This is a genomic window from Streptomyces yokosukanensis, assembly GCF_001514035.1.
Classification (GTDB): domain Bacteria; phylum Actinomycetota; class Actinomycetes; order Streptomycetales; family Streptomycetaceae; genus Streptomyces; species Streptomyces yokosukanensis.
Genome location: NZ_KQ948217.1, coordinates 189,566 through 210,731, shown reverse-complemented (window position 1 = coordinate 210,731; position 21,166 = coordinate 189,566). Strand labels below are relative to the sequence as shown.

Sequence of the window (21,166 nt, the reverse complement as noted above, 5' to 3'; positions counted from 1 at the left end):
CGTGTTCGCTTCCGGGAGGACAGCGTTGGGCGAGTGATGCTGTCCTGCTCGAAGCGTAGAGTAGAGCGGCCTTCCGGATGTGGGTAGACCTACTCTGGCCTGGTGCTTCTGTTTCCTGTGTGCGACAGGGCCGTTGGCGCTCCGGTTGCGTACTCACGATCCAGTGCCCTGTTGCGTTGCTCGCTGTCACGGGATCGGGTGTGCCGGATGTAGTGGTGGATGCTGTCGTAGGTGACCACGTAGTCGTGGTGGTCCATGAGTTCCATCCAGATCTGCCGTCCGCTGAGGTTCTTTCTGATCATGTTCTCGATCAGGTCGGCGAGTGCGCCTGTGATCGGGTCGGTCAGCGGACCCATCAGTGTGGTGGTCAGGCGTGGGATCTCCAGGGCGAAGCGGATGTCCCAGCAGCTGAGGTTGTGGCGCTTTGCGAGCGTGCGGATCGGCGTGCCGTTCAGGGCTTCCTGAGCGATGCGGTCGGCCAGGTCCCGGTGCCCGGTGAAGGGATTCTTCCTGGGGAGGCGCCGACGTGGTCGGTTCGTGCCGCCGAGGGCGTTGGCGTCAGCAAGGGCGCGTTCGAGTGCTTCGGGCGGGTGGCCTGCGGCCGTAGCGAGGTGCTCGAGGAGCGGCTTGCCGAACCACTGCGGTGGGCCGCAGAGATAGCAGTGCAGGAAGCTCGGCTTGAGATGGTTGGCGCGCGCCAGGCGCCGGATGTAGGAGTTCGCGGATTCCCCCAGGCAGGGGCGCAGCCGGACCGGCAGCGGTGCAACCCGGGGTGGTAGTTCGCTCTTCATCGGCATGTTGCAGTCTTCGTGGCCAGCGACGCCGTGGTGTGGGCGGTGTGGTCGAGCGGAATGTCCTGGAGGCTCTTCTTGGTGATCTTCTCGGTGCCGGTGAGGATGGCGTCGAGCGCGGCTCCGCGGATGGCGTGGGAGAGTGATCCGATCATGCCGCCGGTGTGGTCGTGCAGGAAGCGGTCCAGGCCGGTGAGCGTGCCTGGGCGGTGGTGGTGCAGCCGCAGGGTGTCCTCCATGGTGGCGACCAGGCCCTTCCATTCGCTGTTGTAGGGGAAGGGGCGGGAGGGGATGAGGGTGAAGCGGCCGGAGATCTGGGCGCCGCGTGTCCCGGACAGCAGGCTGGATTCGGCGATGTCGATGCCGGCGTAGATGAAGGTGGCGGGCAGGCGCTCGGAGAAGTACTTGAGCGTGTCGGCGACTTCGGCGCCGTGGCGGCTGGTGAGTGAGATGTTGTGGAGTTCGTCGACCAGTACCAGGCCGGTGCGCGTGTCGGTGCAGACACCGACGACGGCCTCGATGATGTCGGTCATGTTCGAGCGGGCCCGCACCGGCAGGCCCAGGAATCGGGCGAACTCGGTTGCGATCATGCGGGCGGTCGCGGCAGGCGGCACGGTGACATAGACGACCGGGATGCGGTCGGTGAGGTGGGGGTGCCGGGCCTGGTCGAGGAGTTCGTGGGAGTGTCCCAGCTGGGTGATGGCGATGGTCTTGCCGGTGCCTGCGGGGCCGGAAACGATCAGCCCGCGGCGGGCGCTGATCGCGTGGCGGTTGAGCAGGACCAGGCGGCGGCCACAGATCGCCGTCTTCTCGACGAACGAGGTGGCGATCGTCAGCATGCGGGCGTGATGGTCCAGGCGGTCTTCGTCGTAGAGGTTCCGCTCGGACGCTGACATCCGCTGCCAAGCGCTTCGGGATGACAGGGCCGGGGGTGCGGGTGGCCCGTCGATGAATCTGCGCCATCCGGTCAGGGTGTTCAGCTGTCGGCCGGCCTCGGCGTCGGCCTCCCGCAATGCGGGGCGCCGGGCTGCCGGCATGGATGGGGTCACGGGCGCCTCCAGGGGTTGGCGAGCGGGTCGAACAGACCGAGCGGGGTGACCTTCGCCGACGCGGTGTCTGTGTCCTCATCCACCGGGGCGCTGTCAGTTGGCGGATCGGGGGTCTCCCGGCCTGGGGCGGTCGCCCGGGTGCGGGCGGCGACCCGGCGATCTTTCTGAGACTGTCTAGCCGGGGCGTCCTTCTCATCCCGGGGGCCATCGTGGGCGCGCTGGAGCAGGGCGGCTGCCGCGTCCGCGATCTGTGCCTCGTTCCAATGCTCCGGGGCCTGTCGGCGGGCGTGGTCCCAGGCCATTTCGCCGAACGGGACGCCGACGCGGTGCAGGTGCCGCCAGAACACGGTGATCCACCGGTCCCCCTCGCCGCGTCGGTCGCGTACCCAGATCCGGGAGACGTCGTAGGGATCGTGGTGGATCTCCCACAAGCCGTTCTTCTCCGCGACGCCGGAGCGCTGACGGCGCAGCGGGTTCAACGCCGGGCTGTCGTAAGTGCGGTGGTTGATCATGATGCCGTAGGCGTTGATCGCCTGCCACCGTTCCGGCAGCAGCTCGACGTAGTCCTCACCGCTCATCGGGGCCGCAACGTAGCCGCTCGACTCCAGCAGCATCGCGTACCTCTCGTTCGGCGAGAAAGCCCGCTTCGGCGCGTCCGGGTCGCGCAGGGCGTCATGCGGCCGGTTCTGCCAGACCGCGACGATCCACTCGTCCAGCAGGTCCTGCAGCTCGGGCAGCGACCACAACGGCCCGTCCTCCAGGTGCCGGCCGCGGCGGTCCACCGACCGGCCGGTGTAGCCCGTGACGAACTGCGCGAACAGCGTCGCCACCGACCCCAGGGTCTTCTCGATCACTCCCTTCTCGAAGGGCGACGCCTTGTGCGTCGGCTGCAGCGTGATGCCCAAGAAGCGGCAGGAAGCCCGGAAGTTGTTCGAGATGAACACCTTGCCGTGGTCGCAGACGACCGTCTCCGGAACGATCACCGGCCTCGCCGCCGCATGCTCCAGCCGTTCGTCCAAGGCCAGCAGCCGGCGGTGCGGCAGCACCGACCGGGACATGCGCAGCGACTCCGGCCAGCCCGGACGCATCATCTCCGGCGTGATGCTGCGGGCCACCAGGGCGGAGGCGTCGGCCGCCTTCGTCGTCGGCCGCAGCACCGCAGCAGTGATCGACCTGGACGCGATATCGACTAGCGCAGTCAACTCGACCTTCTCCGCGATGCCGTCGTCGAGGCGCACCAGGACATCCAGCGGACTGGAGTCGATCTGCATCAACTCGCCCGGAGCGATGGCCGGCACCTCCCCGAACGGGCCGGCCGGACGCGCACGCAGCGAGCGGCGCGTAGTCGCCGAGCCGGTCGCATGCGTCCCGGCCGCCAGTTTGTCGAACAGCCGATAAAGCGTGCGCTCGTGGGGCCACTCGATGCCGTCGCCATCCTCGCGGGACGCCACGATCTGCCTGGTCCGCCAGATGATGAATCCGATCGTCCGCGAGGAGGCGTCAGCCGTCTCGGCAATCGCCTGCCGCATCCCGTCGATCACCACCGGGGAAATTCGGCCGAAGGGAGGCATCTGCTTGGCCGTCCGGCCGTCGGCCAGCCCGACCAGCCCGTCGCGTCGATAGCGATGACGCCGCTGCTTGAGGCCACTGGCCGTCACCCGGTGGCCCGCCGCCCTCAGCTCGGCAGCCTTGGCGCGTTCGCGTTCGGCCAGCGAGTGCAGCCTGGGGTCGAACTCCGGTCGTGGCACCGCCCCCTGGGGGGCATCCGGCGGCAGACCGTGCAGCACCTCCAAAATATGCCCCTCCCACCAACGAGCCTGGTCAGCAGCCTTCTTGGGGAACTCGGCAATCCGGGCGGTCGGCGGAACCCGTTGCCTTTCCTCCTTCATCGGGCACCCCCGTCGGCCAGGTGCACCACCGTGCGCGGGCTCAGCAGTTCGACCGCCATCGCCTCGGCGGACAGCTCCTGCCTCCACAGCAGGTGGAACAACACGGGCAGCGTCGCCAGCCGGTCGCCGGCCCTGTCGGCCCCGGACAACAGCGGCCCCGGCTGCGAGAAGACCTCCATCAGCCGGGCCGCGACCGGACCCTGCCGACAGCGGGGGTGACGGTAACGCGACAGCCACCGCACGTTCGCCAGCAGCACCGCCTCCGGCGTCCCCACCCGCTCGAAGCCCCACCCGGCTTCCGCGCAGGCCCTGCGCGTCACCTCGAACGCCTCGGCATCGCGCGGTGCGATGCAGTCGTCGGCGCGGACGTCGACGACCACGGCCGAGCCATCCGCACGGCGCACGAAGAAGTCCGGGGCATGCCGACGCTCACGCGTACCGTCGTGCCAGTACAGCCAGAACGGCTGGGAAGCGACACCCACCACCGCGGGATCGAAGTCCATGAGCATGAGACGGTCCCGCTCCAGCCACGACTCGAAACCGACAAGCTGCCCGGTCGTCGCCGCCCAGTACCAGCCCGGGAACCAGCGCCCACCCGGCGGCCACCGAAACGGCCGTACCGGCCTCGCGTACTCGAACCTGACCGACACGCAGTCCAACAGCGGACGCCGCCGACGATCGCGCTTGCCTTCCACACACGACACCTCGACGTACGGCACGGCCCCGTCCGCCCCAGCCGGTACGGCCATACAACACCCCCAGCGTGCTCACTCCACACGACTAGGTTCACTGTCACAAAAGCCGAAACGACTGGGTTCGTTGTCAAACGCCTCGATTGGATGACAAAGCGACTGACTTCAATGTCAAAGGACACATCCGCCCACGGCAGACGAGAAAGAGCCCCTAGGGACTGGAACCTCCTCCGGAACCATGTCAACGTACAACGTCCCCGAAAACACCAGGTCAGTGAAGGGATGCGGGCTCCTGGAGCGGACGGCTTGTCGGCTGGCCGCCTCGAAAGCCCACGGCCTGCGCCACTCGGACTCGCAGCCAAACCCCTGTCTCATGGAGGTCCACCTGTCTCGAACCTTCCGATCCGCCCGCTTCACTGCACCTGTCCTGCTGGCGCTCGGCGCCACGAACGCATGGACCGCCCAGCAGACGCAGGACTACGGATCCCTGTCCACTGCGCTGCGGCCGGGCTGTTTAGCGAGGATCTGCTGCAAGGCGGCTACCGCCGCGACCGCGAAGTCATCGCGCACATCGCGAGGCATCCCGGCGGATCAACTCGTCACGTTGCCAGAGCCGTGGGCATCTCCGAGCGAGCTGTAGCCCAAAACCTTGACCGCCTTACTGCCGACCACCTGCTGGGTCTCGTCGCTGATGACGAGACCCCTGCGCTTCGGTCCTAGCGGCCGACTTTCTGAGCTTCGTATGCCGGAAGGAGTTCGCGAGCCTGCCTGCGCGGGCGCGGAATATAGCCGAAGATCGGTGGTTGGGCAAATGGTCGTTCGTGAAGACCATTGAGAGTGTTCGCAGCGGTTGTGCTTGGCGGTGGAGCCGTAGCGGACGCCGTAGGGAGTGCCGCATAGGCGACAGGAGGTAATGAGCGGCTGCTGCCTGCTACTGGCTTGAAATCCTCAGCCGCCCAGCGGTACCTGTGCCGAGCTGACGTGGGTTCCCGGCGTCGTTGATTCCGGTCTTTCGCCCCGCGCTCCTCCTCCGTAAGGAACACCACCTCATGTGCCGATCCGCGATACCCCCTGCCCTCTTTCACCCCGAGCTGGCCGCTGCTTCTGACTTGCTCGCCGACTCCGCGTCTATCCGGAATCGCGAGGTGACGTCATGGCGCTAGAGGTTCGAAATGGGCAAAAGCTGACGATCGACGAGGTCTCTGACGAGACGCGAAAAGTGGGGTCCACCTACGGAGATCGAGATGTGCGCCGAGAAACCAGAGGAACACCCCTCCGCGCCGCTGCCCACGAAGTGGGGCCCATGGCCCATGGACGGCCGAGCGGCACTGTGAAGCTCTCTCTGGATGAGGCGATCGAGATCGCGAGGCGCCGTAGGGAAACTGACCCGCCCCCACCGCTCACCAGCGAGCAATGCCGCCTTATACGCACGCTGCTCGCCCCCACCCGAAAGAAACACACACTGGCGGCCTGACGCCAGATTGAGGATTACCGGTGGAAGCGCCCGAGACTTTCCGAAGCAAGCGCGTAGCAATCTACGCGCGCGTTTCCCTAGATGTCACTGGGGAGAGACGCTCGGTCGAGCGGCAACTCGAAGCCTGCCGAAGGCTCTGTGAGCTGCGCGGATGGACCGTGGTGGACGAGCAGGTCGACAATTCGATCTCGGCCTCAACCGGCAAGGAGCGGCCGGCTTGGAAGTCGGTTCTGGCCATGGTCGAGGCCCGCGCGGTGGACATCATCGTCGCCTGGCACATCGACCGTATGACTCGCTCGATGCTTGACTTGGAGGAGCTCATCCTCCTCGCCGAGGACGCTGGCGTTGGCGTTGCGACCGCCTCGGGCGACATCGACCTGACCACGGATGTAGGCCGAATGGTGGCGCGCATCCTAGCGGCGGTCGCCCGTGCCGAGGTCGAGCGGAAGGCAGCGCGGCAGAGGCTGGCCAACGCTGCACGAGCCGCTGAAGGCGATGTCCACTTCGGGGGAGTCCGCCCCTTCGGCTACGAGAACGACCGGATCACTGTCATACCGAGGGAAGCTGACGCCATACGCAAGGCTGCAGGCGACGTACTCGCCGGTAAGGCGCTGGCCGAGGTTGCACGCGAGTGGAGTGCCGCGGGGCTCATCTCGTCGCGCGCGGAGATCGGCTGGGAGAAGGGGAAGCGCAAGCCGAAGGCTGGCTGGTCTGCGCGTGGGGTGAAGAACGTCCTCGTGAACCCCCGGTACGCCGGTATCCGCGTCTACAACGGCGACGAGGTAGGCACGGGAGTCTGGCAGAAGATCCTGGAGCTGGAGGAGTATCTCGCGCTGGTCCAGCTGCTCGGGGATCCAAGGCGGAAGAAGGGCGAGAACGCCGGGCGCAGCGGGCGCAAGCCTCAATCCCTTCTTACAGGCATTGCGCGGTGCCAGAAGTGCGGGGAGACGGTGCGGGCAGCCTCGAACCGGGGGGAGCTGACGTACTCGTGTCGGATGTCGCACGTCCATACGAACCGCGAGTATGCCGAAATGCGTACGCACGGCGACATGATTGATCGGCTGTCTCGTCCGGATGCACTTGGCCTGCTGGTACCCTCAGGGATCGACGAGGTCGACGCGGCCAAGGCGGAAGCCGAGAGGCAGAGGGCCAAGCTCGATCAACTCGCCAAGCTTCTCGCCGCTGACCTGATGACGGTCGAGCAGTTCACTACAGCGACCACGGCGGCCCGAGAGAAGCTGAAGGAGGCCGAGCTTCCACTCAAGAAAGTTGCTGGAGGCGACTTGCTCATCGGGCTAGACCTTGGAACCTCAAGGGTCAAGGGGCAGTGGGTCGAACTGCCCCTGGAGCGTCAGCGGAACCTCGTGGAGGCCCTGTTGGAGGTGGCTCTCGTGCCGCGCGGCCGGAAGCGTCGCGATCCTATGCCCTTGGCCGAGCAAGTGGTCATCGAGGATCGAAAGGTCACGGCTGCGAGTGCTACCTGAAGGCAAGCGCAGACCCCGTCACAAGCCTCGGAAGCCCGTAAGGCCAAGCTCATCACAGTGGATCGAACGGAAGTGTGAGCGTTCCTTTCGTGTCACTGTCCGGAGAGGACAGGGTGCTTCAGGACGGCCCCGTTGTAGACCCAAACCGAAGATGGGCGGTGCGATCTTCCGCTCGGCGGCAGCCCTCGGCATGGACGCGGTCCTGCTGTCGCCCGACTGCGCCGACCCGCTGTACCGCCGTAGCGTCAAGGTGTCCATGGGCGCGGTGTTCTCGGTGCCGTACGCCCGTCTGGAGACCTGGCCCAAGGGCCTGGAGTCGGTTCGCGAGGCCGGCTTCACGCTGCTCGCGCTCACCCCGGACGAGAAGGCCCGCCCCCTCGACGAGGCCGCCCCGCACAAGATGGACCGGGTCGCCCTGATGCTCGGCGCCGAGGGCGACGGACTGTCCACCCAGGCCCTGGTCGCCGCCGACGAATGGGTCCGCATCCCGATGTCCCACGGCGTCGACTCGCTCAACGTGGGCGCGGCCGCGGCGGTCGCCTTCTACGCGGTGGCCACCGGCCGACCGGAGTCCTGACCCGCCTCGCCGGATTGCCGCCTGCCGCCTGCCGCTCGCGCCTCGGCCGACCGGTCCTCGGGGCCGTCGGCTACCTCCCGAAGTCCCGGTTCTGCGTCGACTCCTCGCGGCTGGGCACCGGTGGCGTGTGCCCGCGCGGCATCGGCGAGGGGTGCCTGTCCGGCACCGGCGAGGTGTGCCTGTCCGGCACCGGTCGGCCGGTGCCGGGCGAGGGGGCCGCGTCGGTCGAGGGGACCGTGTCGGTCGCAGGGTCGGCGTCGGCCGACGGGTCGGTGTCCGCCGACGGATAGCCCTGCTGCGCGCGCTCCGGGCGCCGGCCGTTGTCGTCGCCGAGCCCGCGCGCGGGACCCTGGCAGCCCTGCGCCACCGCGATGCCGAGCGCCACGAGCAGCGTCACCACCACGAAGACGAACAGCCGCTGGCGCAGCAGCCGGGGATTGGCCGGCCGCCGCCCGGTGCTCGTCGTCCGTGGCGCGGACCGCCCCGAACCGCCGCGCGCGGCGGGACGGCCGCCACCCGACCGCCCCCCGGCGCTGCGCGGCGCCGGAGGAGCCGGGCGCGCCGAGCCCGGCCGTGCCGGGGCACCCGTACCGCCGGCGCGCGGCCCGCCGCCCCGCGAGGGCGCCGGACCGCGCGCCGGTACGGCGCCACGGGAGGGGGCTCCACCGCGCGGCACCGGCGTGGTCGGGGAGGTGCGGCGCTGGGTGCGCTGCTGGTCGGGGTAGGTGTCCACGAGCCGCCCGGTGGGCCGGTCCGCCTCCGCGGCGCGCGGCGCGGGCGGCCGTACGTCGGCCAGGCCCTGCGCCTCCCGGGTGGCGATCTCCTTGAGCCGCAGCGACAGCTGCAGCGTGCTGGGCCGTTCGTCGGGGTCCTTCGCCAGGCAGGCCCGGAGCAGCGGGGCGAGCGCGTCCGGTACGCCGTGCAGCTGCGCCTCCTCGTGCACCACCCGGTACAGCATCACCTCGGAACTGCCGTGTCCGAAGGGCGAGTCGCCGGTGGAGGAGTACGCGAGCGTCGCGCCGAGCGAGAAGACGTCGGTCGCCGGGGTGACGGCCGCGCCGCGCACCTGCTCGGGTGCGAGGAAGCCGGGGGAGCCGACCGCCGTGCCGACGTGGGTGAGGGTGGAGGCGCCGGTGGCCCAGGCGATGCCGAAGTCGATGATCCGCGGCCCCTTCGGGGACAGCAGGATGTTGGAGGGCTTGAGGTCCCGGTGGACCACACCGGCCTCGTGCACGGCGACCAGGCCCTCGGAGAGCGCCGCGCCGATCGCCGCGGTGTCGGCCGCGCCGAGCGGGCCCTCGTCGGCGACCTTGTCGTGCAGGGAGGGGCCGGGCACGTACTGCGTGGCGAACCAGGGCCGCTCGGCCTCCAGGTCCGCGGCGACCAGCCGGGCCGTGCAGCCGCCCCTGATCCGCCGAGCCGCCGAGACCTCACGGGCGAACCGCGACCGGAACTCCTGATCCTCCGCCAGATCGGGCCGGATCACCTTCAGCGCGACCCGCTGCCCCTTCTTGTCGGAGCCGAGGTAGACCACGCCCATCCCGCCCGCGCCGAGCCGTCGGTGAAGCCTGAACGAGCCGACGACGCGCGGGTCCTCGCGCCTCAGGCGCATCATCGCCATGTTCATCCCCGCTGCCCGGTCCCTGTGACGTGGCACAGCTTACGTTTCCATGGCCGTCGGCGCGCAGAGGCCGCGCCCTCCGGGCCGGGTGGATTGTGCCGGTGTCCCGTTGAAGATGAAACACGGTCAGGAAGTCGGCGGCTTGTGGGGCATTGGGGCATCGGTTCCTTCAACCGATCCTGGTGCCAAGGGTGTTGATGTGGCGGGACGGCGGGTGACGACGGGTCGGGCACCCGCCGGACGGGCGGTGGGGGTCGTCGGAAGACCCGGGCGCGGGGTGGATCACGAGCCCGACACAGCATATGTCCCATCTCGACTCCAAGTGATCGAAGTCACTCCTCCCGGCCTGTCGGGCGCCTCGGGCAGGGCCGAGCACGGGTCCTTCGGGCCCACCGGTGCGTCGGACATGATCGGACACAGCGGGCGCCCCCTCCGGGAAGACCCCGAGACCCCGTACGGCTTCTCCACCCAGGGGAGTACTTCCCAGGTCATGGCTCATCCTCCGGGAGGCCCGGCAATCGGTACGAAGGCATGACGCCCGGTGCCCGCCCCGCGCCTAGATTTGAGGTCAAGCGGCGGGTGCAGCACTCGTCCCCCGAGGTCAGACACCCGCCGCTGCCGATGACAACCGACACGGTCAGGAGAGGGACCATGGCCCACACGGCACCGCGACGCACGACGTTCGCATCCCGCCGGACGGGTCGCCGCCACCCCTTGGTGGCGACGCTCATGGCCCTTCCCCTGGCGGCCCTGCTCCTGCTCGTCTTCGACGGCTGGGAGACGGTGGCCACACAGGCGTCGTCCGTGGGTGCGATGCTGGGGCGCTGAGCGGCGACCCCAGGCCCGGAAGAGCGGTCCGGGTGGGGACATCCATCCAGGAAACCCCGTGGGGACGGGGGTGCGGCGGACGGCACGAATGCCGGCGCAGCTGGGGAGCTGCGCCGGCATTGCGCCGTTCGGAGGGCGCGCGCCCACCCGCCGGGCCGTTCGAGACCGCGTGCGGCCGCAGGCCCGTCGTGGCCGGTCGCCGAGCCGGTCGTGGGTGATCGACGAGGCAGTTGTCGTGGCCGGTCGCGGAGTCGGCCGTGACTGATCAACGAGGCAGTTGTCGTGGCCGGTCGACGAGGCAGTCGTCGTGGCCGGTCGGCGAGACAGTTGTGGCCGCTCGCCGAGTCGGCCGTGGGCCGTCGACGGCTCAGGAGCAGTCGGCCGACGGCGCAGTCGTCGTCGGTCGCGCAGTTTCCCGCCCCCCCCAGACGTCCGCGGCCACTGCACCCGCAACCGCGGCACCCGCGCGTGCCGTGGAAGGCCGCACCCCTCCCGGTCGCGGCTGCGGCGCAGGGCACCCGTGAGCCCGCGCCCCCGAAACCGTCGTACGCTCACCCTCACCCCCCGACCGCAGAGGCCCCCCTTGACCCTCCTCCCCGCGCTCACCGCGAAGGTCAGAGCCGCGGCCCACCCGGGCAGCACCGGTGACGCCCCCTGCCCCTGCGGCGGCGGTGCGCTTGCCGAACGCCCGGACGCCACCGTCGTACGGCACGCCGACACCGTCGCGAAGGCCCATGCCCCGGGGACGGACCCCGCCGAGCTGAGCCTCCGCCTGGCCATGGCCGCCCGCCTCCCCGACGCCCTCCTGCCCCCGCTCGACCTGGCGCCCGCCCCGCTGGGGGACCGCCTGGTGACCTTCTGGCCGTACGGCGCCCCGGTGGACCCCGACACCCCGGAGGCGGCCCCCTGGGAGGCCACCGGCGCCCTCCTCGCCCACCTGCACCGCGCGGCCCCGCTCGACGGGCTGCCCCCGATGCGCGGCCCCGCCAAGGCCGCCCGGGCCATAAGCCGGCTGCGGACCGCCCTGCGGGGCGCGCCCCATCCGGCGGCCGGTCCCGTCCTGCAGGCCTGGGCCGCCCTGCCCGCCTGGGCCCGTGCGGAGGCTCCCATGCCCGGCACCCCCACCCTCTGCCACGGTGACCTGCACCTCGGCCAGCTCGTCCGCCACCCCGCGCCGGACGGCCCCTGGCGCCTGATCGACGTCGACGACCTGGGGGTCGGCGTCCCGGCCTGGGACCTCGCCCGCCCCGCCGCCTGGTACGCCTGCGGGCTTCTCCCGCCCGACGAGTGGACCCGTTTCCTCGGCGCGTACCAGCGGGCCGGCGGCCCCGCCGTGCCCATGGCCGGCGACCCCTGGCCCGTCCTGGACGTCCCGGCCCGCGCGCTGACCGTGCAGACGGCCGCCCTCGCCCTCGCCAAGGCCCTCGCGGCCGGCCGCGAGCTGGACGAAGTGGAACAGCAGCTCGTCGGGGCATGTGTCCGAATGGCCCCGATTCCACACCAGTTGGTATCCGAACACACGGGCTAAGCTGCAACCGCCCGGGACTGGACGGAGTCTGTCCTGGGGAAGCGCGAAGCAGTACCGACCGGCGAGGAGTTGAGCCGACCATGCAGTGTCCGAAGTGCCATGCGCCGATGCACACCTACAACCGCAATGGCGTCCAGATCGAGCAGTGCAGCGGCTGTCGCGGCATCTTCCTGGACTACGGCGAGCTGGAGGCGCTGACCCAGCTGGAGGCCCAGTGGTCCAAGTCCGTCCCGCCGGCGCCGCCCGCCCCGCAGGCGTACCCGGCCCCGCCCGCGCCCGCCTGGGGTGCCCCGCACGGCGGTCACCACGGCGGTGGCCACGGGCAGTACGGCCACCATGGTCACCACGGCCACAAGAGCTGGGCCCACATGCTCTTCTCCAGCTGAGCCCACGAAGAAGCCCCCGGCCGAGACGGCCGGGGGCTTCTTGATGTGTGGACGATACTGGGATTGAACCAGTGACCTCTTCCGTGTCAGGGAAGCGCTCTCCCGCTGAGCTAATCGTCCGCGAGACGTGACCCTGGGGTCACAGTCGGTGCGCGATACTGGGATTGAACCAGTGACCTCTTCCGTGTCAGGGAAGCGCTCTCCCGCTGAGCTAATCGCGCGGGTGGGGACCTTCGAGAAGACCCGTGGATCTTGCGAGAAGATCCAGTGGACGATACTGGGATTGAACCAGTGACCTCTTCCGTGTCAGGGAAGCGCTCTCCCGCTGAGCTAATCGTCCTTGGAGGTGGAGACGGGATTTGAACCCGTGTAGACGGCTTTGCAGGCCGTTGCCTCGCCTCTCGGCCACTCCACCAGGAGTGTAGGGGATCGGGATGACCCCTTCTTCCTTCGAGCGGACGACGAGGCTCGAACTCGCGACCTCAACCTTGGCAAGGTTGCGCTCTACCAACTGAGCTACGTCCGCCTGTCGTTTCGGTCCGCTTGCGCGTCCCGGCGACGTGTTGAACTCTAGCGGATTCCCGGGCCAGCACAAAAACGCGTTTGCGCAGGGTGTCCGCGTCGCGTCCTGAGGACGACGTGGTCAGGGCCCCCTCGGGGTCATCCCGGCGCCACCTTTCGGACACCCGCCTAGACTCGTCCACGTGTTCCAGCACCCTCCCCAGCTCCCCGCTCTGGCCCGCTTCGGCGACCGCGTCGCCACCCGGCTCCTGGACGTCACCAGTGACCCCGCCGCCCTGGACTCCACAGGCTTCTGGGCCGTCTGCGCGGACTTCGAGGGGCGGCTGACCTGCGCACGCTTCGCCGACGTCCGTGCGGAGCCGGTGCCCGCGCCGGTGCCGGGCGGCTGGCGGGGCCCGGCGGCGCAGGACTGGACCTCCTCCCTGGACCGGGCCGCGTACACGGCGGCCGTCCGCCGGATCCGCGCGCACATCGCGGCCGGCGAGGTCTACCAGGCCAACCTCTGCCGGGTGGTCAGCGCGCCGGTCGCCCCGGACGCCGACGTGGACGCCCTGGCCGCGCTGCTGGCCCGCGGCAACCCGGCGCCGTACGCCGGGACGATCCGGCTGCCGGAGCACGGGGTGGAGATCGCCACCGCCTCGCCCGAGCTGTTCCTGCGCCGGGACGGCCGTGTCGTGGAGTCCGGACCGATCAAGGGCACCGGACGCACGGAGGCGGACCTTCTGGAGAAGGACTACGCCGAGAACGTGATGATCGTGGACCTGGTCCGCAACGACATCGGGCGCGTCAGCACGGCAGGCACCGTGACCGTTCCCGACCTGTGCGCCGTCGAGAAGCATCCGGGTCTGGTGCACCTGGTCTCCATGGTCCGCGGTGAGCTGCGGGCCGGGGCCGGCTGGCCGGAGCTGCTCGCGGCCGCCTTTCCGCCCGGCTCGGTGACGGGTGCGCCGAAGTCGAGCGCCCTGCGGATCATCGAGGCCCTGGAGACCGCCCCGCGCGGGCCGTACTGCGGCGGCATCGGCTGGGTCGACGCCGACCGGGGCGTCGGCGAGCTGGCCGTGGGCATCCGCACCTTCTGGATCGACCGCGCCGAGGGCGCCCTGCGCTTCGGCACCGGTGCCGGCATCACCTGGGGGTCGGACCCCGAGGGGGAGTGGCAGGAGACCGAGCTGAAGGCGTCCCGGCTGCTCGCGATAGCGTCGGGAGTGTACGAGGCGAGCGGAGAGGTGATCGCATGAGGATCTGGCTGGACGGCGAGCTGCGGGACCAGGACTCCGCCCGCGTCTCCGTCTTCGATCACGGGCTGACCGTCGGCGACGGCATCTTCGAGACGGTGAAGGCGGCCTGGGGCACGCCCTTCGCCCTCACCCGGCACCTGGACCGGCTGACCCGCTCGGCCCGCGGCCTCGGCCTGCCCGACCCCGACCACGACGAGGTCCGTGAGGCCTGCGCGGCGGTCCTGGAGGCGAACCCGATGCCGCTCGGCCGGCTGCGGATCACCTACACCGGCGGCCACGGCCCGCTCGGCTCCGACCGCGGCGAGCACGGTCCCACCCTCGTCGTCGCCGTCGGCGCGACCACCCGCCGTCCCGACACCACCGCCGTGATCACCGTCCCGTGGACCCGCAACGAGCGCGGCGCCCTCACCGGCCTGAAGACCACCTCCTACGCCGAGAACGTCGTCGCCCTCGCCCGCGCCCATGAACACGGGGCCTCCGAGGCGCTGTTCGGGAACACGGTCGGTCAGCTCTGCGAGGGCACCGGGTCGAACGTCTTCGTCGTCCTGGACGGCGAGATCCACACCCCACCCGTCGCCTCGGGCTGCCTCCCCGGCATCACCCGCGCGCTGGCCGTGGAGTGGACGGGCGCCAAGGAGACCGACCTGCCGCTCGACGTGCTGCGCCGCGCCGACGAGGTCTTCCTCACCTCGACCCTGCGGGACGTCCAGGCCGTGCACCGGATCGACGACCGCGAGCTGCCCGGCACCCCGGGCCCGGTCACCGCCAAGGCCATGCGGATCTTCGACGAGCGGTCCGGGCACGACCTGGACCCCTGAGCCGGGCACGGCCCGTCCGGCGGCCGCGGCCCGGGAAAACGGGCTGACTCGGCGGTCGGCCGCGGGTAGAACACCAGTGATGACCACGACCCTGCGGCCGCTCGAGCCGCTCCAGAAGAACCCCGACGGCACCCGCTCCCGGCGCTACCAGGTATGCGTGAACAGCCGTCCTGTCGGCGAGATCCACCTCGGCACCTCGCCGTCCTTCGGCCCGGCGATGGCACGCGTCAGCGACCTGCGCATAGCCGAGCCCGACCGACGGCGCGGCCGTGGCACGGTGGCCGCGCTCGCCGCCGAGGAGGTGGCACGCGGCTGGGGCTGCACGCAGATCGAGACGACCGTCCCCGCCTCGGCGGACACGGCCCTGCGGCTGTTCGGCGCCCTCGGCTACACACCACGCAGCCGCCGCATGGAGAAGCGCCTCGGCGCCACGCCGCCCGACCTGCCGACGGGCAGCAGCGCGCGGTCCATGACCGAAGCCGAATTCGACGCTTGGGAGGAGCATGCGCGCGAGGACTACGCGCGCATGTGGATCGAGCGCGGTGTCCCCGAGGCCGCGGCCCGCGACAAGGCCCGCAGCGACCACGAACAACTGCTGCCGCGCGGGCTCGCGACCGACGGCATGCTCTTCACCGTCCTGGAGCACGAAGGCGCCCGGGTGGGCACGCTGTGGCTGGCACTGCAGGAGGGCGGGGCGTTCGTGTTCGACGTCGAGTCCGACGCGGCCCACCGCGGCCGGGGCCACGGCCGTACGCTCATGCTGCTGGCCGAACGCCAGGCCGTCGAGGCCGGCCGGCCGGTCCTCGGCCTCAATGTGCACGCGGGCAACACCCCGGCCGAGCGGCTGTACGAGTCACTCGGCTACGAGACGACGGCCCACGCTCTCGCCAAGCCCCTGCTGTAGGCGCGGCGCGGCCTGATGGCCGCGCGTCGCGGACGCGGGCGAGGACGACGGGGCGCCACGAGGCGAACCTCGCGCGGGGTTCAGGCCTCCTCGCCGCCCAGCAGCCGGTCGGCGATCTCCTCGACGCGCTCGCGCAGACCCTCCTGGCTCTTGCCGCCGTCGAGGCGTTCGCCGCCGATGACGTACGTCGGGGTGCCGGTCACGCCGATTGCCTTGCCCTCGGCCTGGTCGGCGTCCACGATCAGGATGTGCCGGCCGTCGATCAGCGCGGTGTCGAACTCCTCGGCGTCCAGGCCCAGTTCCCGAGCCACCTCGACCAGGAAGGGTTCCCCCTTCCCGTCCAGCTCTTCGACCCGCGCCAGCACGGCCTCCACGTACGGCCAGCCCTCGCCCTGCTCCAGTGCCTCCTCGGCGGCCTGTGCGGCGGCGAAGGCGTGCTTGTGCTTCTCCAGCGGGAAGTGCCGCAGCCGCAGCTCCAGCCGGTCGCCGTAGCGGGCGCGCAGGGCGCGGACGTCGTCCAGGGCGGTGCGGCAGTCGGGGCACTGCAGTTCGCACCAGACGTCGAGAACGACGACGTCGGCGCGTTCGGGGGAGGAGTCGCTCATGCCGACCAGTCTTCCAGGCCGGACGCGGGCGACCCAACCGGGACGGTACGGCGGCCGTCGTCGGACCGGGGCGGCGTTCACGGAGGAGGCGGCCGCGCGGGGGCGCTGGCGGGGACGGCGGCGGAGGAGGGGTACGGCGCCACCGGCACCCCGGGAGGAGACGACCCGGAGATGTCCCTGATGTCCTGCGGGACCGTGGCATCGGGAGGACGAGGCGGTGCAGGATGGAGGGGACGGAGGCGGTACGTCGTGTCGGTGCGCCGCGTTCGTCGAGTGCCCCGCCACCCGACCGAGCCCGCCAGGAGGACCGGATGATTGCCGAGACCGTCTGCTCCGCCGCGTCCGCGGCGGGCCTGGGCATCGCGGTGGTCACGGCTTACCGCAAGCGCTTCCTCGCGGCGACCCGCATCGCGGCCTACTCGCTGGTGCCGGTCGGCCTGGTGATGACCGGGGTCGTCGGCTGGCTCGCCGACACCGCCTTCAGCCCCACCGCCTGGGCCGGCTTCGGGGTGCTGGGCGCGGCCTGGCTCCTGTTCGCGGGCACACGCGCGGTCGAACGCCGGCGCGGTGGCACCCGCGCAGAGCGCAGAGCGGCCCGCGGCGATCAGGCCGAGGCCGTGGCCCCGAGGGCCTCCGCACCCTCCCTGGGCGCGGGCAAGCGCCCCGCCACCGGGTCGGCCACCGCCCCGCGCGCCACCGGCTCCGGCGAGGACTTCAGCGACATCGAGGCCATCCTCAAGAAGCACGGCATATGACGCGCGCATAGCGGCGCGGTCGTCCCGCAGCCCTGACGACCCGCTCGGACCGGCTCGGACCGAAACGACACAGAGGGTCGCGCGCACGTCCGGAACCGTTCACAACCCGAAGCAAGTCGGACGAGACGGCGCGATATACGGCAACTCCCGCATATCGGTGGTGTGTTGATCGCGCTCAGGGCCCTGCGTGGGTCATGATCTCCGCGAGATGCTGGACACGACCGAGAGCGAGGCCGCGCCGCCGAAGGACGAGCCGCGCGGGTGCCTTTTCGCCCTATCCCAGCCACCGCTGATGATCTTCCTTGCGGTGATCGGGTGTCTGCTCCTCATGGCTGCGCTGCACGACCTGCTGTTGCTGTGAGCCGTACACGTCCGTCCCGGCGCCACCCGCCGGGACCGACGTCGCCCGCCTCGCCCGCCTGTCCGTACCCGCCCCGGCCGCGGTGTGTCCGGTCCGTCGCGGCTTCGCCCGTCGCCGGTCCGTCAGCCGGTCGCTTCCTTTCGGCGGGCCCGGTAGGCGGCCACGTGCAGCCGGTTGCCGCAGGTGCGGCTGTCGCAGTAGCGGCGCGAGCGGTTGCGGGAGAGATCGACGAAGGCGCGCCGGCAGTCCGGTGCCTCACAGCGCCGCAGCCGCTCCTGCTCCCCGGCGACCACGAAGAAGGCCAGGGCCATCCCGCAGTCGGCGGCGACATGATCGGCGACCGAGGCGCCGGGTGCGAAGTAGTGCACATGCCAGTCGTAGCCGTCGTGGTCCGTCAGGCGCGGGGTGGTGCCCGCCGCGGCGACCAGCTCGTTGATCAGTACTGCGGCGCCGCGGGCGTCCGGCGCGGCGAAGATCGCCGCGAAGCGCCCCCGGATCCGGCGCACCGCCGAGAGATCGAAATCCGACAGCACGCCGACGTCGCTGATCTCGTGGTTTCGTACGAAATCCGCGAGAGCGGGGACGTCGGGCAGTCCGTCGGCCGCCGCGTCGTCCTCCGGCGCGGTGTTCACCAGATCCACCACGGTGTCGAGGGCACACCGGGTGTCGTGGGTGATCAGCACGTTTCGCTCCCTGGCCTGGGGGTCGGGCGGACGCCCGCCGATGCTGGCCGATGGTAGCGACAACCCCGCCCGCCGCACCGTGCTCCGCCCGACCTCGACTGCCGGTACAACGCCGGGACGCCCGCAGCGGTTCCCGCGCCGCTGCGGCGGGGGCGGGTCACGCCTTCGGGGCGGAGCCGGGCGCGCACAGCTCGGCGCCGTCCCGTGAGGCGCTCACGGTGACGGCGCTCTGCTGTGCCGTTTGCGGTTGTCCTGGCCCGAGCCGTCTCCCCGAGTGGACGGCGCCGGGCTGCTTTCGATGGGCGCGACCTAGCTTTCCGCCAGGATGTGCGAGAGCTCCTGATCCAGATCGAAGTGCCGGTGTTCCGTGCCGGGCGGCACGGCGGCGTCGGTTCGCTTCAGGAAGGACTCCAGGGCCCGCGCCGGGGCCTCGAGCAGTGCCTCCCCCTCCGGAGAGCTGAGGGCGATGCAGACGACGCCCTGACCATGGCTGCGCGACGGCCAGACTCGGACGTCGCCGGTGCCGGTGGGCCGATGAAGCCCCTCGGCGAGGAGGTCGCGGGCGAACACCCACTCGACGGTCTCCTCGGCTCCGGTGTGGAAGGTGGCGTGCACGGCGTAGGGGTCGGCCGTGTCGTACCGCAGGCCTGCGGGGACAGGCAGGGAGGACTCGCTCGACACAACGAGGCGCAGGTGCAGCTCGCAGCTGACCGTGGTGTTCATAAGCGCCAGGGCCTTTCGCTCAGTGTGCGCTCGGGGATTCGCACGTCGGCGAAATCGACATGCCACCTACGATGCCGTTGTAAACCCCTCTGAGGGTTTTGCGTGTGTTTACGTAACTCTTCCGGCCGAGAACTCGTACGAGATCTACGACCATTCCGGTGACTGGATTCACTCCGGTAGGGTTTGTCTGTATGAATACGGGGAGTGACGAGCCGGGCGAGGCCGCCGTGGCGACGGACAGGGCGAAGGCGGACCGGCAGGAGGCCGTGCGGGAGGCCAGGACCGAGGACAGGACCGCTGGCGGCGACGGGCTCGGCTCCCGGGCGCCGCAGTTCGTCAAGGCCCGTCGGCTGCTGCATCTCAGCTGGCAGGTCGGCGTCTTCGTGATCGGCCTCGCCGTCGTCGGCGCGGGCATCGTCATGCTGCCGCTGCCGGGACCCGGCTGGGTGGTGATCTTCGGCGGCATGGCGATCTGGGCGACCGAGTTCGTCTGGGCGCAGCTCGTGCTCCGGTGGACCAAGCGCAAGGTCACCGAGGCCGCCCAGCGGGCTCTCGACCCCAAGGTGCGCCGCCGCAACATCACACTGACCGTGATCGGGCTGGTGATCGTGGGTGTGCTGCTCGGGATCTACCTGTGGAAGTTCGGCCTCGTGATGCCGTGGAAGATCAACGATCAGTGATCCGACCGCGCGGCCTGGTCGCCCGGCGCCTCGACCTCTGGTCGGAACCACCCCCTGACATGGGGTAATGTTCTTCCTGCGCCCGGGCGATTAGCTCAGTGGGAGAGCGCTTCGTTCACACCGAAGAGGTCACTGGTTCGAACCCAGTATCGCCCACCCGGACCAACAGCCCATCTGCGAATCAGCAGGTGGGCCGTTGGCGTGTCCGCGCCCAATCCGGCCCTGCGCGCCCTCTCGGCGGCCACCGCCGAGCGCGAGGTGCGCTCCGGGCTGCCGCCTCCCGCCCCCGCCTTTTGCCGAACCGGCAACATCCCTCGTGCCCGCCTCGCCGCCCGACGCACCATGGTCAACACCGGCTGTGACCGCAGCGGTCCCGGCCGCCTCACCATTGCCAACACCGTCTGTGAGAGCGCCGCCACCGGCCTTTCCGCCCCCAGTCCCCCCGCATCCGCGGTCCCCGCCGTCCACCGCGTCGTGCCGTCTCCGGCCGGGCGGGTGCATCTGGTGGAGCAGGGACGTGGTCCGCTCGTGCTGCTGGTGCACGGGTTCCCGGAGTCCTGGTACTCCTGGCGGCACCAGCCGCCGGTCCTGGCCGCCGCCGGCCACCGTGCCGTGGCCGTGGACGTCCGGGGCCACGGCCGGCGGTGCTGGTCGGGCACGACTGGGGCGCGACGATCGCCGCCACCTCGGCGCTGACCAGGCCCGACGTGTTTCGCGCCGTGGGCCTGCCGGGCGTGCAGTACAGCCCGCCCGGCGGCCCGCGACCCAGCGAGGTCTTCGCCCGCATGGGCGGCGACGAGGAGTTCTACGTCTCGTACTTCCAGCAGCCGGGCCGGGCCGGGCCGGGCCGAGGCGGAGATCGAGCCCGATGTGCGCGGCTGGCTCGCGGGCTTCTGTGCGCCCCTGTCCGCCGACACCCTGCCCGCGCCCGGCGCCCCCGACCCGCACTTCGTCGGTCGCGGCGGCACACTGGGCGGGAGCGCTTCCCCGCCGATCAGCTCCCGGCCTGGCTGGGCGAGGGCGACCTCGACGTCCTGGCCGGGGAGTTCGAGCGGACCGGCATGAGCGGGGCGCTGAACCGCTACCGGAACATGGACCGGGACCGGGCGAAGGCGCTTCCGAAGGTGGGTCGGTGACGATCCGTCACTCTTGGTGGGGTGGGGCGGCGAGGGGTGGGCCCGGAAGATCGACCGGACCGTCGGTCAAGACCGACTTTCAGACGTATCAATCGTTCTGTGAGAAGTTCCGGACCCAGGCCCCCGGCGGAAATCCCCGCGGACTTTTTCCGAAATGCCGTCACCTTTCTTCGGAAGTACGACAAGCGAGGAATTCTACTCGATCTCACGTCGTGGATTCAGGCAGGTAATCTGACTCCGGATCACTTCCCGGACGCTGTGCCGAAGGTCGGCGATGCCGATCGAAAACAGCTCGGAATTCCCGTCGGCCCCCACGCCGCGGCCGGGGCGCCCTCGCGAGCACCGGGCAGTACGCGGCGTACAGGCCTGCGCGATCTCCTCGCTCAGCGCGTCCGTCGGGCCGGGAGGGAGCGCCGTCGCAC

General features: G+C 70.7%; 18 protein-coding genes, 6 tRNA genes and 2 pseudogenes. 13 read left to right on the top strand and 13 right to left on the bottom strand.

The annotated features are described in order from the left end of the window. Positions 1–89: 89 nt before the first annotated feature. Genes AQI95_RS28620 through AQI95_RS28605 form a run of 4 tightly spaced genes read right to left on the bottom strand, consistent with a single transcriptional unit; the run spans position 90 to position 4,478 of the window. Positions 90–797 carry a TniQ family protein gene (locus AQI95_RS28620; RefSeq protein ID WP_067129963.1) on the bottom strand — a complete coding sequence of 236 codons (708 nt, stop codon included), beginning with the start codon at positions 795–797 and terminating at the stop codon, positions 90–92. Further along, the gene (locus AQI95_RS28615; RefSeq protein ID WP_107121769.1) at positions 788–1,840 is read right to left on the bottom strand and encodes a TniB family NTP-binding protein; all 1,053 of its coding nucleotides are present in this window, start codon (positions 1,838–1,840) and stop codon (positions 788–790) included. Before AQI95_RS28615 ends, AQI95_RS28620 begins: the two co-directional genes overlap by 10 nt. Further along, positions 1,837–3,729, bottom strand: a complete 1,893-nt coding sequence (locus AQI95_RS28610; protein WP_244188869.1) for an integrase — start codon at positions 3,727–3,729, stop codon at positions 1,837–1,839. The genes AQI95_RS28615 and AQI95_RS28610 overlap by 4 nt, the downstream gene beginning before the upstream one ends. After that, positions 3,726–4,478 (bottom strand): TnsA-like heteromeric transposase endonuclease subunit, encoded by a 753-nt coding sequence (locus AQI95_RS28605; RefSeq protein ID WP_067129957.1) that lies wholly within the window; start codon positions 4,476–4,478, stop codon positions 3,726–3,728. The genes AQI95_RS28610 and AQI95_RS28605 overlap by 4 nt, the downstream gene beginning before the upstream one ends. 1,437 nt (positions 4,479–5,915) lie before the next feature. Between AQI95_RS28605 and AQI95_RS28600 the strand changes: the two genes are divergently transcribed. Both AQI95_RS28600 and AQI95_RS28595 read left to right on the top strand, forming a co-directional pair. Next, positions 5,916–7,379, top strand: coding sequence for a recombinase family protein (locus AQI95_RS28600; RefSeq protein WP_079071513.1), 1,464 nt, complete (start codon positions 5,916–5,918; stop codon positions 7,377–7,379). Between the two features lie 157 nt (positions 7,380–7,536). Further along, a pseudogene (locus AQI95_RS28595) lies at positions 7,537–7,956 on the top strand (TrmH family RNA methyltransferase); the annotation flags it as partial. A 70-nt stretch (positions 7,957–8,026) separates the two neighbouring features. Here the strand turns inward: AQI95_RS28595 and AQI95_RS28590 are convergent. After that, positions 8,027–9,583 (bottom strand): serine/threonine-protein kinase, encoded by a 1,557-nt coding sequence (locus AQI95_RS28590; protein WP_079071512.1) that lies wholly within the window; start codon positions 9,581–9,583, stop codon positions 8,027–8,029. A gap of 645 nt (positions 9,584–10,228) precedes the next feature. Between AQI95_RS28590 and AQI95_RS48075 the strand changes: the two genes are divergently transcribed. The 3 genes from AQI95_RS48075 (at position 10,229) to AQI95_RS28580 (ending at position 12,319) form a co-directional block, all read left to right on the top strand. Further along, a complete protein-coding gene (locus AQI95_RS48075) occupies positions 10,229–10,405 on the top strand; it encodes a hypothetical protein (protein ID WP_167361971.1) in 177 nt (58 codons plus the stop codon). 583 nt (positions 10,406–10,988) lie between these two features. Continuing rightward, positions 10,989–11,933: a phosphotransferase family protein gene (locus tag AQI95_RS28585; protein ID WP_067129951.1), complete on the top strand. Its 945-nt coding sequence runs from the start codon at positions 10,989–10,991 to the stop codon at positions 11,931–11,933. Between the two features lie 80 nt (positions 11,934–12,013). Beyond that, positions 12,014–12,319, top strand: coding sequence for a TFIIB-type zinc ribbon-containing protein (locus AQI95_RS28580; protein WP_067129948.1), 306 nt, complete (start codon positions 12,014–12,016; stop codon positions 12,317–12,319). A gap of 48 nt (positions 12,320–12,367) precedes the next feature. Here the strand turns inward: AQI95_RS28580 and AQI95_RS28575 are convergent. From AQI95_RS28575 to AQI95_RS28555, 5 genes are all read right to left on the bottom strand, one after another. Next, a tRNA-Val gene (locus tag AQI95_RS28575) sits at positions 12,368–12,439 on the bottom strand. 29 nt (positions 12,440–12,468) lie between these two features. Then, a tRNA-Val gene (locus AQI95_RS28570) sits at positions 12,469–12,540 on the bottom strand. A 47-nt stretch (positions 12,541–12,587) separates the two neighbouring features. Continuing rightward, positions 12,588–12,659 (bottom strand) — tRNA-Val (locus AQI95_RS28565). 1 nt (position 12,660) lies between these two features. Further along, a tRNA-Cys gene (locus tag AQI95_RS28560) sits at positions 12,661–12,734 on the bottom strand. Positions 12,735–12,772: 38 nt separating this feature from the next. Continuing rightward, positions 12,773–12,845: transfer RNA gene (locus tag AQI95_RS28555), tRNA-Gly, on the bottom strand. A 178-nt stretch (positions 12,846–13,023) separates the two neighbouring features. Between AQI95_RS28555 and AQI95_RS28550 the strand changes: the two genes are divergently transcribed. The 3 genes from AQI95_RS28550 to AQI95_RS28540 all read left to right on the top strand — a co-directional run bounded on the left by AQI95_RS28550 (position 13,024) and on the right by AQI95_RS28540 (position 15,801). Beyond that, complete coding sequence (locus AQI95_RS28550; protein WP_067129945.1) at positions 13,024–14,079, top strand: chorismate-binding protein; 1,056 nt, start codon at positions 13,024–13,026, stop codon at positions 14,077–14,079. Further along, entirely contained in the window at positions 14,076–14,897 is an 822-nt protein-coding gene (locus AQI95_RS28545) for an aminotransferase class IV (RefSeq protein WP_067129942.1), read from the top strand. The genes AQI95_RS28550 and AQI95_RS28545 overlap by 4 nt, the downstream gene beginning before the upstream one ends. 79 nt (positions 14,898–14,976) lie before the next feature. Further along, positions 14,977–15,801, top strand: coding sequence for a GNAT family N-acetyltransferase (locus AQI95_RS28540; protein ID WP_067129939.1), 825 nt, complete (start codon positions 14,977–14,979; stop codon positions 15,799–15,801). An 80-nt stretch (positions 15,802–15,881) separates the two neighbouring features. Here the strand turns inward: AQI95_RS28540 and AQI95_RS28535 are convergent, their stop codons facing one another. Next, positions 15,882–16,406, bottom strand: a complete 525-nt coding sequence (locus AQI95_RS28535) for a DsbA family protein (protein ID WP_067129936.1) — start codon at positions 16,404–16,406, stop codon at positions 15,882–15,884. A gap of 311 nt (positions 16,407–16,717) precedes the next feature. On the opposite strand from AQI95_RS28535, the gene AQI95_RS28530 reads away from it, so the two are divergent. Together AQI95_RS28530 and AQI95_RS48070 are read left to right on the top strand one after the other, a co-directional pair. Further along, on the top strand, positions 16,718–17,161 hold the full coding sequence (locus tag AQI95_RS28530; RefSeq protein ID WP_067129933.1) for a hypothetical protein: 444 nt from the start codon (positions 16,718–16,720) through the stop codon (positions 17,159–17,161). Positions 17,162–17,369: 208 nt separating this feature from the next. Beyond that, entirely contained in the window at positions 17,370–17,522 is a 153-nt protein-coding gene (locus AQI95_RS48070) for a hypothetical protein (RefSeq protein ID WP_167361970.1), read from the top strand. Between the two features lie 122 nt (positions 17,523–17,644). On the opposite strand, the gene AQI95_RS28525 is transcribed toward AQI95_RS48070, so the two are convergent. Both AQI95_RS28525 and AQI95_RS28520 read right to left on the bottom strand, forming a co-directional pair. Further along, positions 17,645–18,205, bottom strand: coding sequence for a CGNR zinc finger domain-containing protein (locus AQI95_RS28525; protein WP_067129930.1), 561 nt, complete (start codon positions 18,203–18,205; stop codon positions 17,645–17,647). A gap of 309 nt (positions 18,206–18,514) precedes the next feature. Continuing rightward, on the bottom strand, positions 18,515–18,928 hold the full coding sequence (locus AQI95_RS28520; protein ID WP_004002642.1) for an SsgA family sporulation/cell division regulator: 414 nt from the start codon (positions 18,926–18,928) through the stop codon (positions 18,515–18,517). Positions 18,929–19,119: 191 nt separating this feature from the next. Here AQI95_RS28520 and AQI95_RS28515 point away from each other — a divergent pair, with 191 nt between their 5' ends. From AQI95_RS28515 to AQI95_RS28505, 3 genes and pseudogenes are all read left to right on the top strand, one after another. Continuing rightward, positions 19,120–19,608, top strand: coding sequence for a TIGR02611 family protein (locus AQI95_RS28515; protein ID WP_067129927.1), 489 nt, complete (start codon positions 19,120–19,122; stop codon positions 19,606–19,608). An 84-nt stretch (positions 19,609–19,692) separates the two neighbouring features. Continuing rightward, positions 19,693–19,764: transfer RNA gene (locus tag AQI95_RS28510), tRNA-Val, on the top strand. Positions 19,765–19,950: 186 nt separating this feature from the next. Continuing rightward, a pseudogene (locus AQI95_RS28505) lies at positions 19,951–20,711 on the top strand (alpha/beta fold hydrolase); the annotation flags it as partial. Positions 20,712–21,166 lie beyond the last annotated feature (455 nt).

Excerpts from the sequence above, each read along its gene's own strand:
- AQI95_RS28535 (WP_067129936.1), bottom strand. The coding sequence starts at position 16,406 with ATGAGCGACTCCTCCCCCGAACGCGCCGACGTCGTCGTTCTCGACGTC.
- AQI95_RS28605 (WP_067129957.1), bottom strand. The coding sequence starts at position 4,478 with ATGGCCGTACCGGCTGGGGCGGACGGGGCCGTGCCGTACGTCGAGGTG.
- AQI95_RS28520 (WP_004002642.1), bottom strand. The coding sequence starts at position 18,928 with ATGAACACCACGGTCAGCTGCGAGCTGCACCTGCGCCTCGTTGTGTCG.
- AQI95_RS48070 (WP_167361970.1), top strand. The coding sequence starts at position 17,370 with ATGCTGGACACGACCGAGAGCGAGGCCGCGCCGCCGAAGGACGAGCCG.
- AQI95_RS28540 (WP_067129939.1), top strand. The coding sequence starts at position 14,977 with ATGACCACGACCCTGCGGCCGCTCGAGCCGCTCCAGAAGAACCCCGAC.
- AQI95_RS48075 (WP_167361971.1), top strand. The coding sequence starts at position 10,229 with ATGGCCCACACGGCACCGCGACGCACGACGTTCGCATCCCGCCGGACG.
- AQI95_RS28515 (WP_067129927.1), top strand. The coding sequence starts at position 19,120 with ATGAATACGGGGAGTGACGAGCCGGGCGAGGCCGCCGTGGCGACGGAC.
- AQI95_RS28545 (WP_067129942.1), top strand. The coding sequence starts at position 14,076 with ATGAGGATCTGGCTGGACGGCGAGCTGCGGGACCAGGACTCCGCCCGC.
- AQI95_RS28530 (WP_067129933.1), top strand. The coding sequence starts at position 16,718 with ATGATTGCCGAGACCGTCTGCTCCGCCGCGTCCGCGGCGGGCCTGGGC.
- AQI95_RS28580 (WP_067129948.1), top strand. The coding sequence starts at position 12,014 with ATGCAGTGTCCGAAGTGCCATGCGCCGATGCACACCTACAACCGCAAT.
- AQI95_RS28590 (WP_079071512.1), bottom strand. The coding sequence starts at position 9,583 with ATGAACATGGCGATGATGCGCCTGAGGCGCGAGGACCCGCGCGTCGTC.
- AQI95_RS28620 (WP_067129963.1), bottom strand. The coding sequence starts at position 797 with ATGCCGATGAAGAGCGAACTACCACCCCGGGTTGCACCGCTGCCGGTC.
- AQI95_RS28610 (WP_244188869.1), bottom strand. The coding sequence starts at position 3,729 with ATGAAGGAGGAAAGGCAACGGGTTCCGCCGACCGCCCGGATTGCCGAG.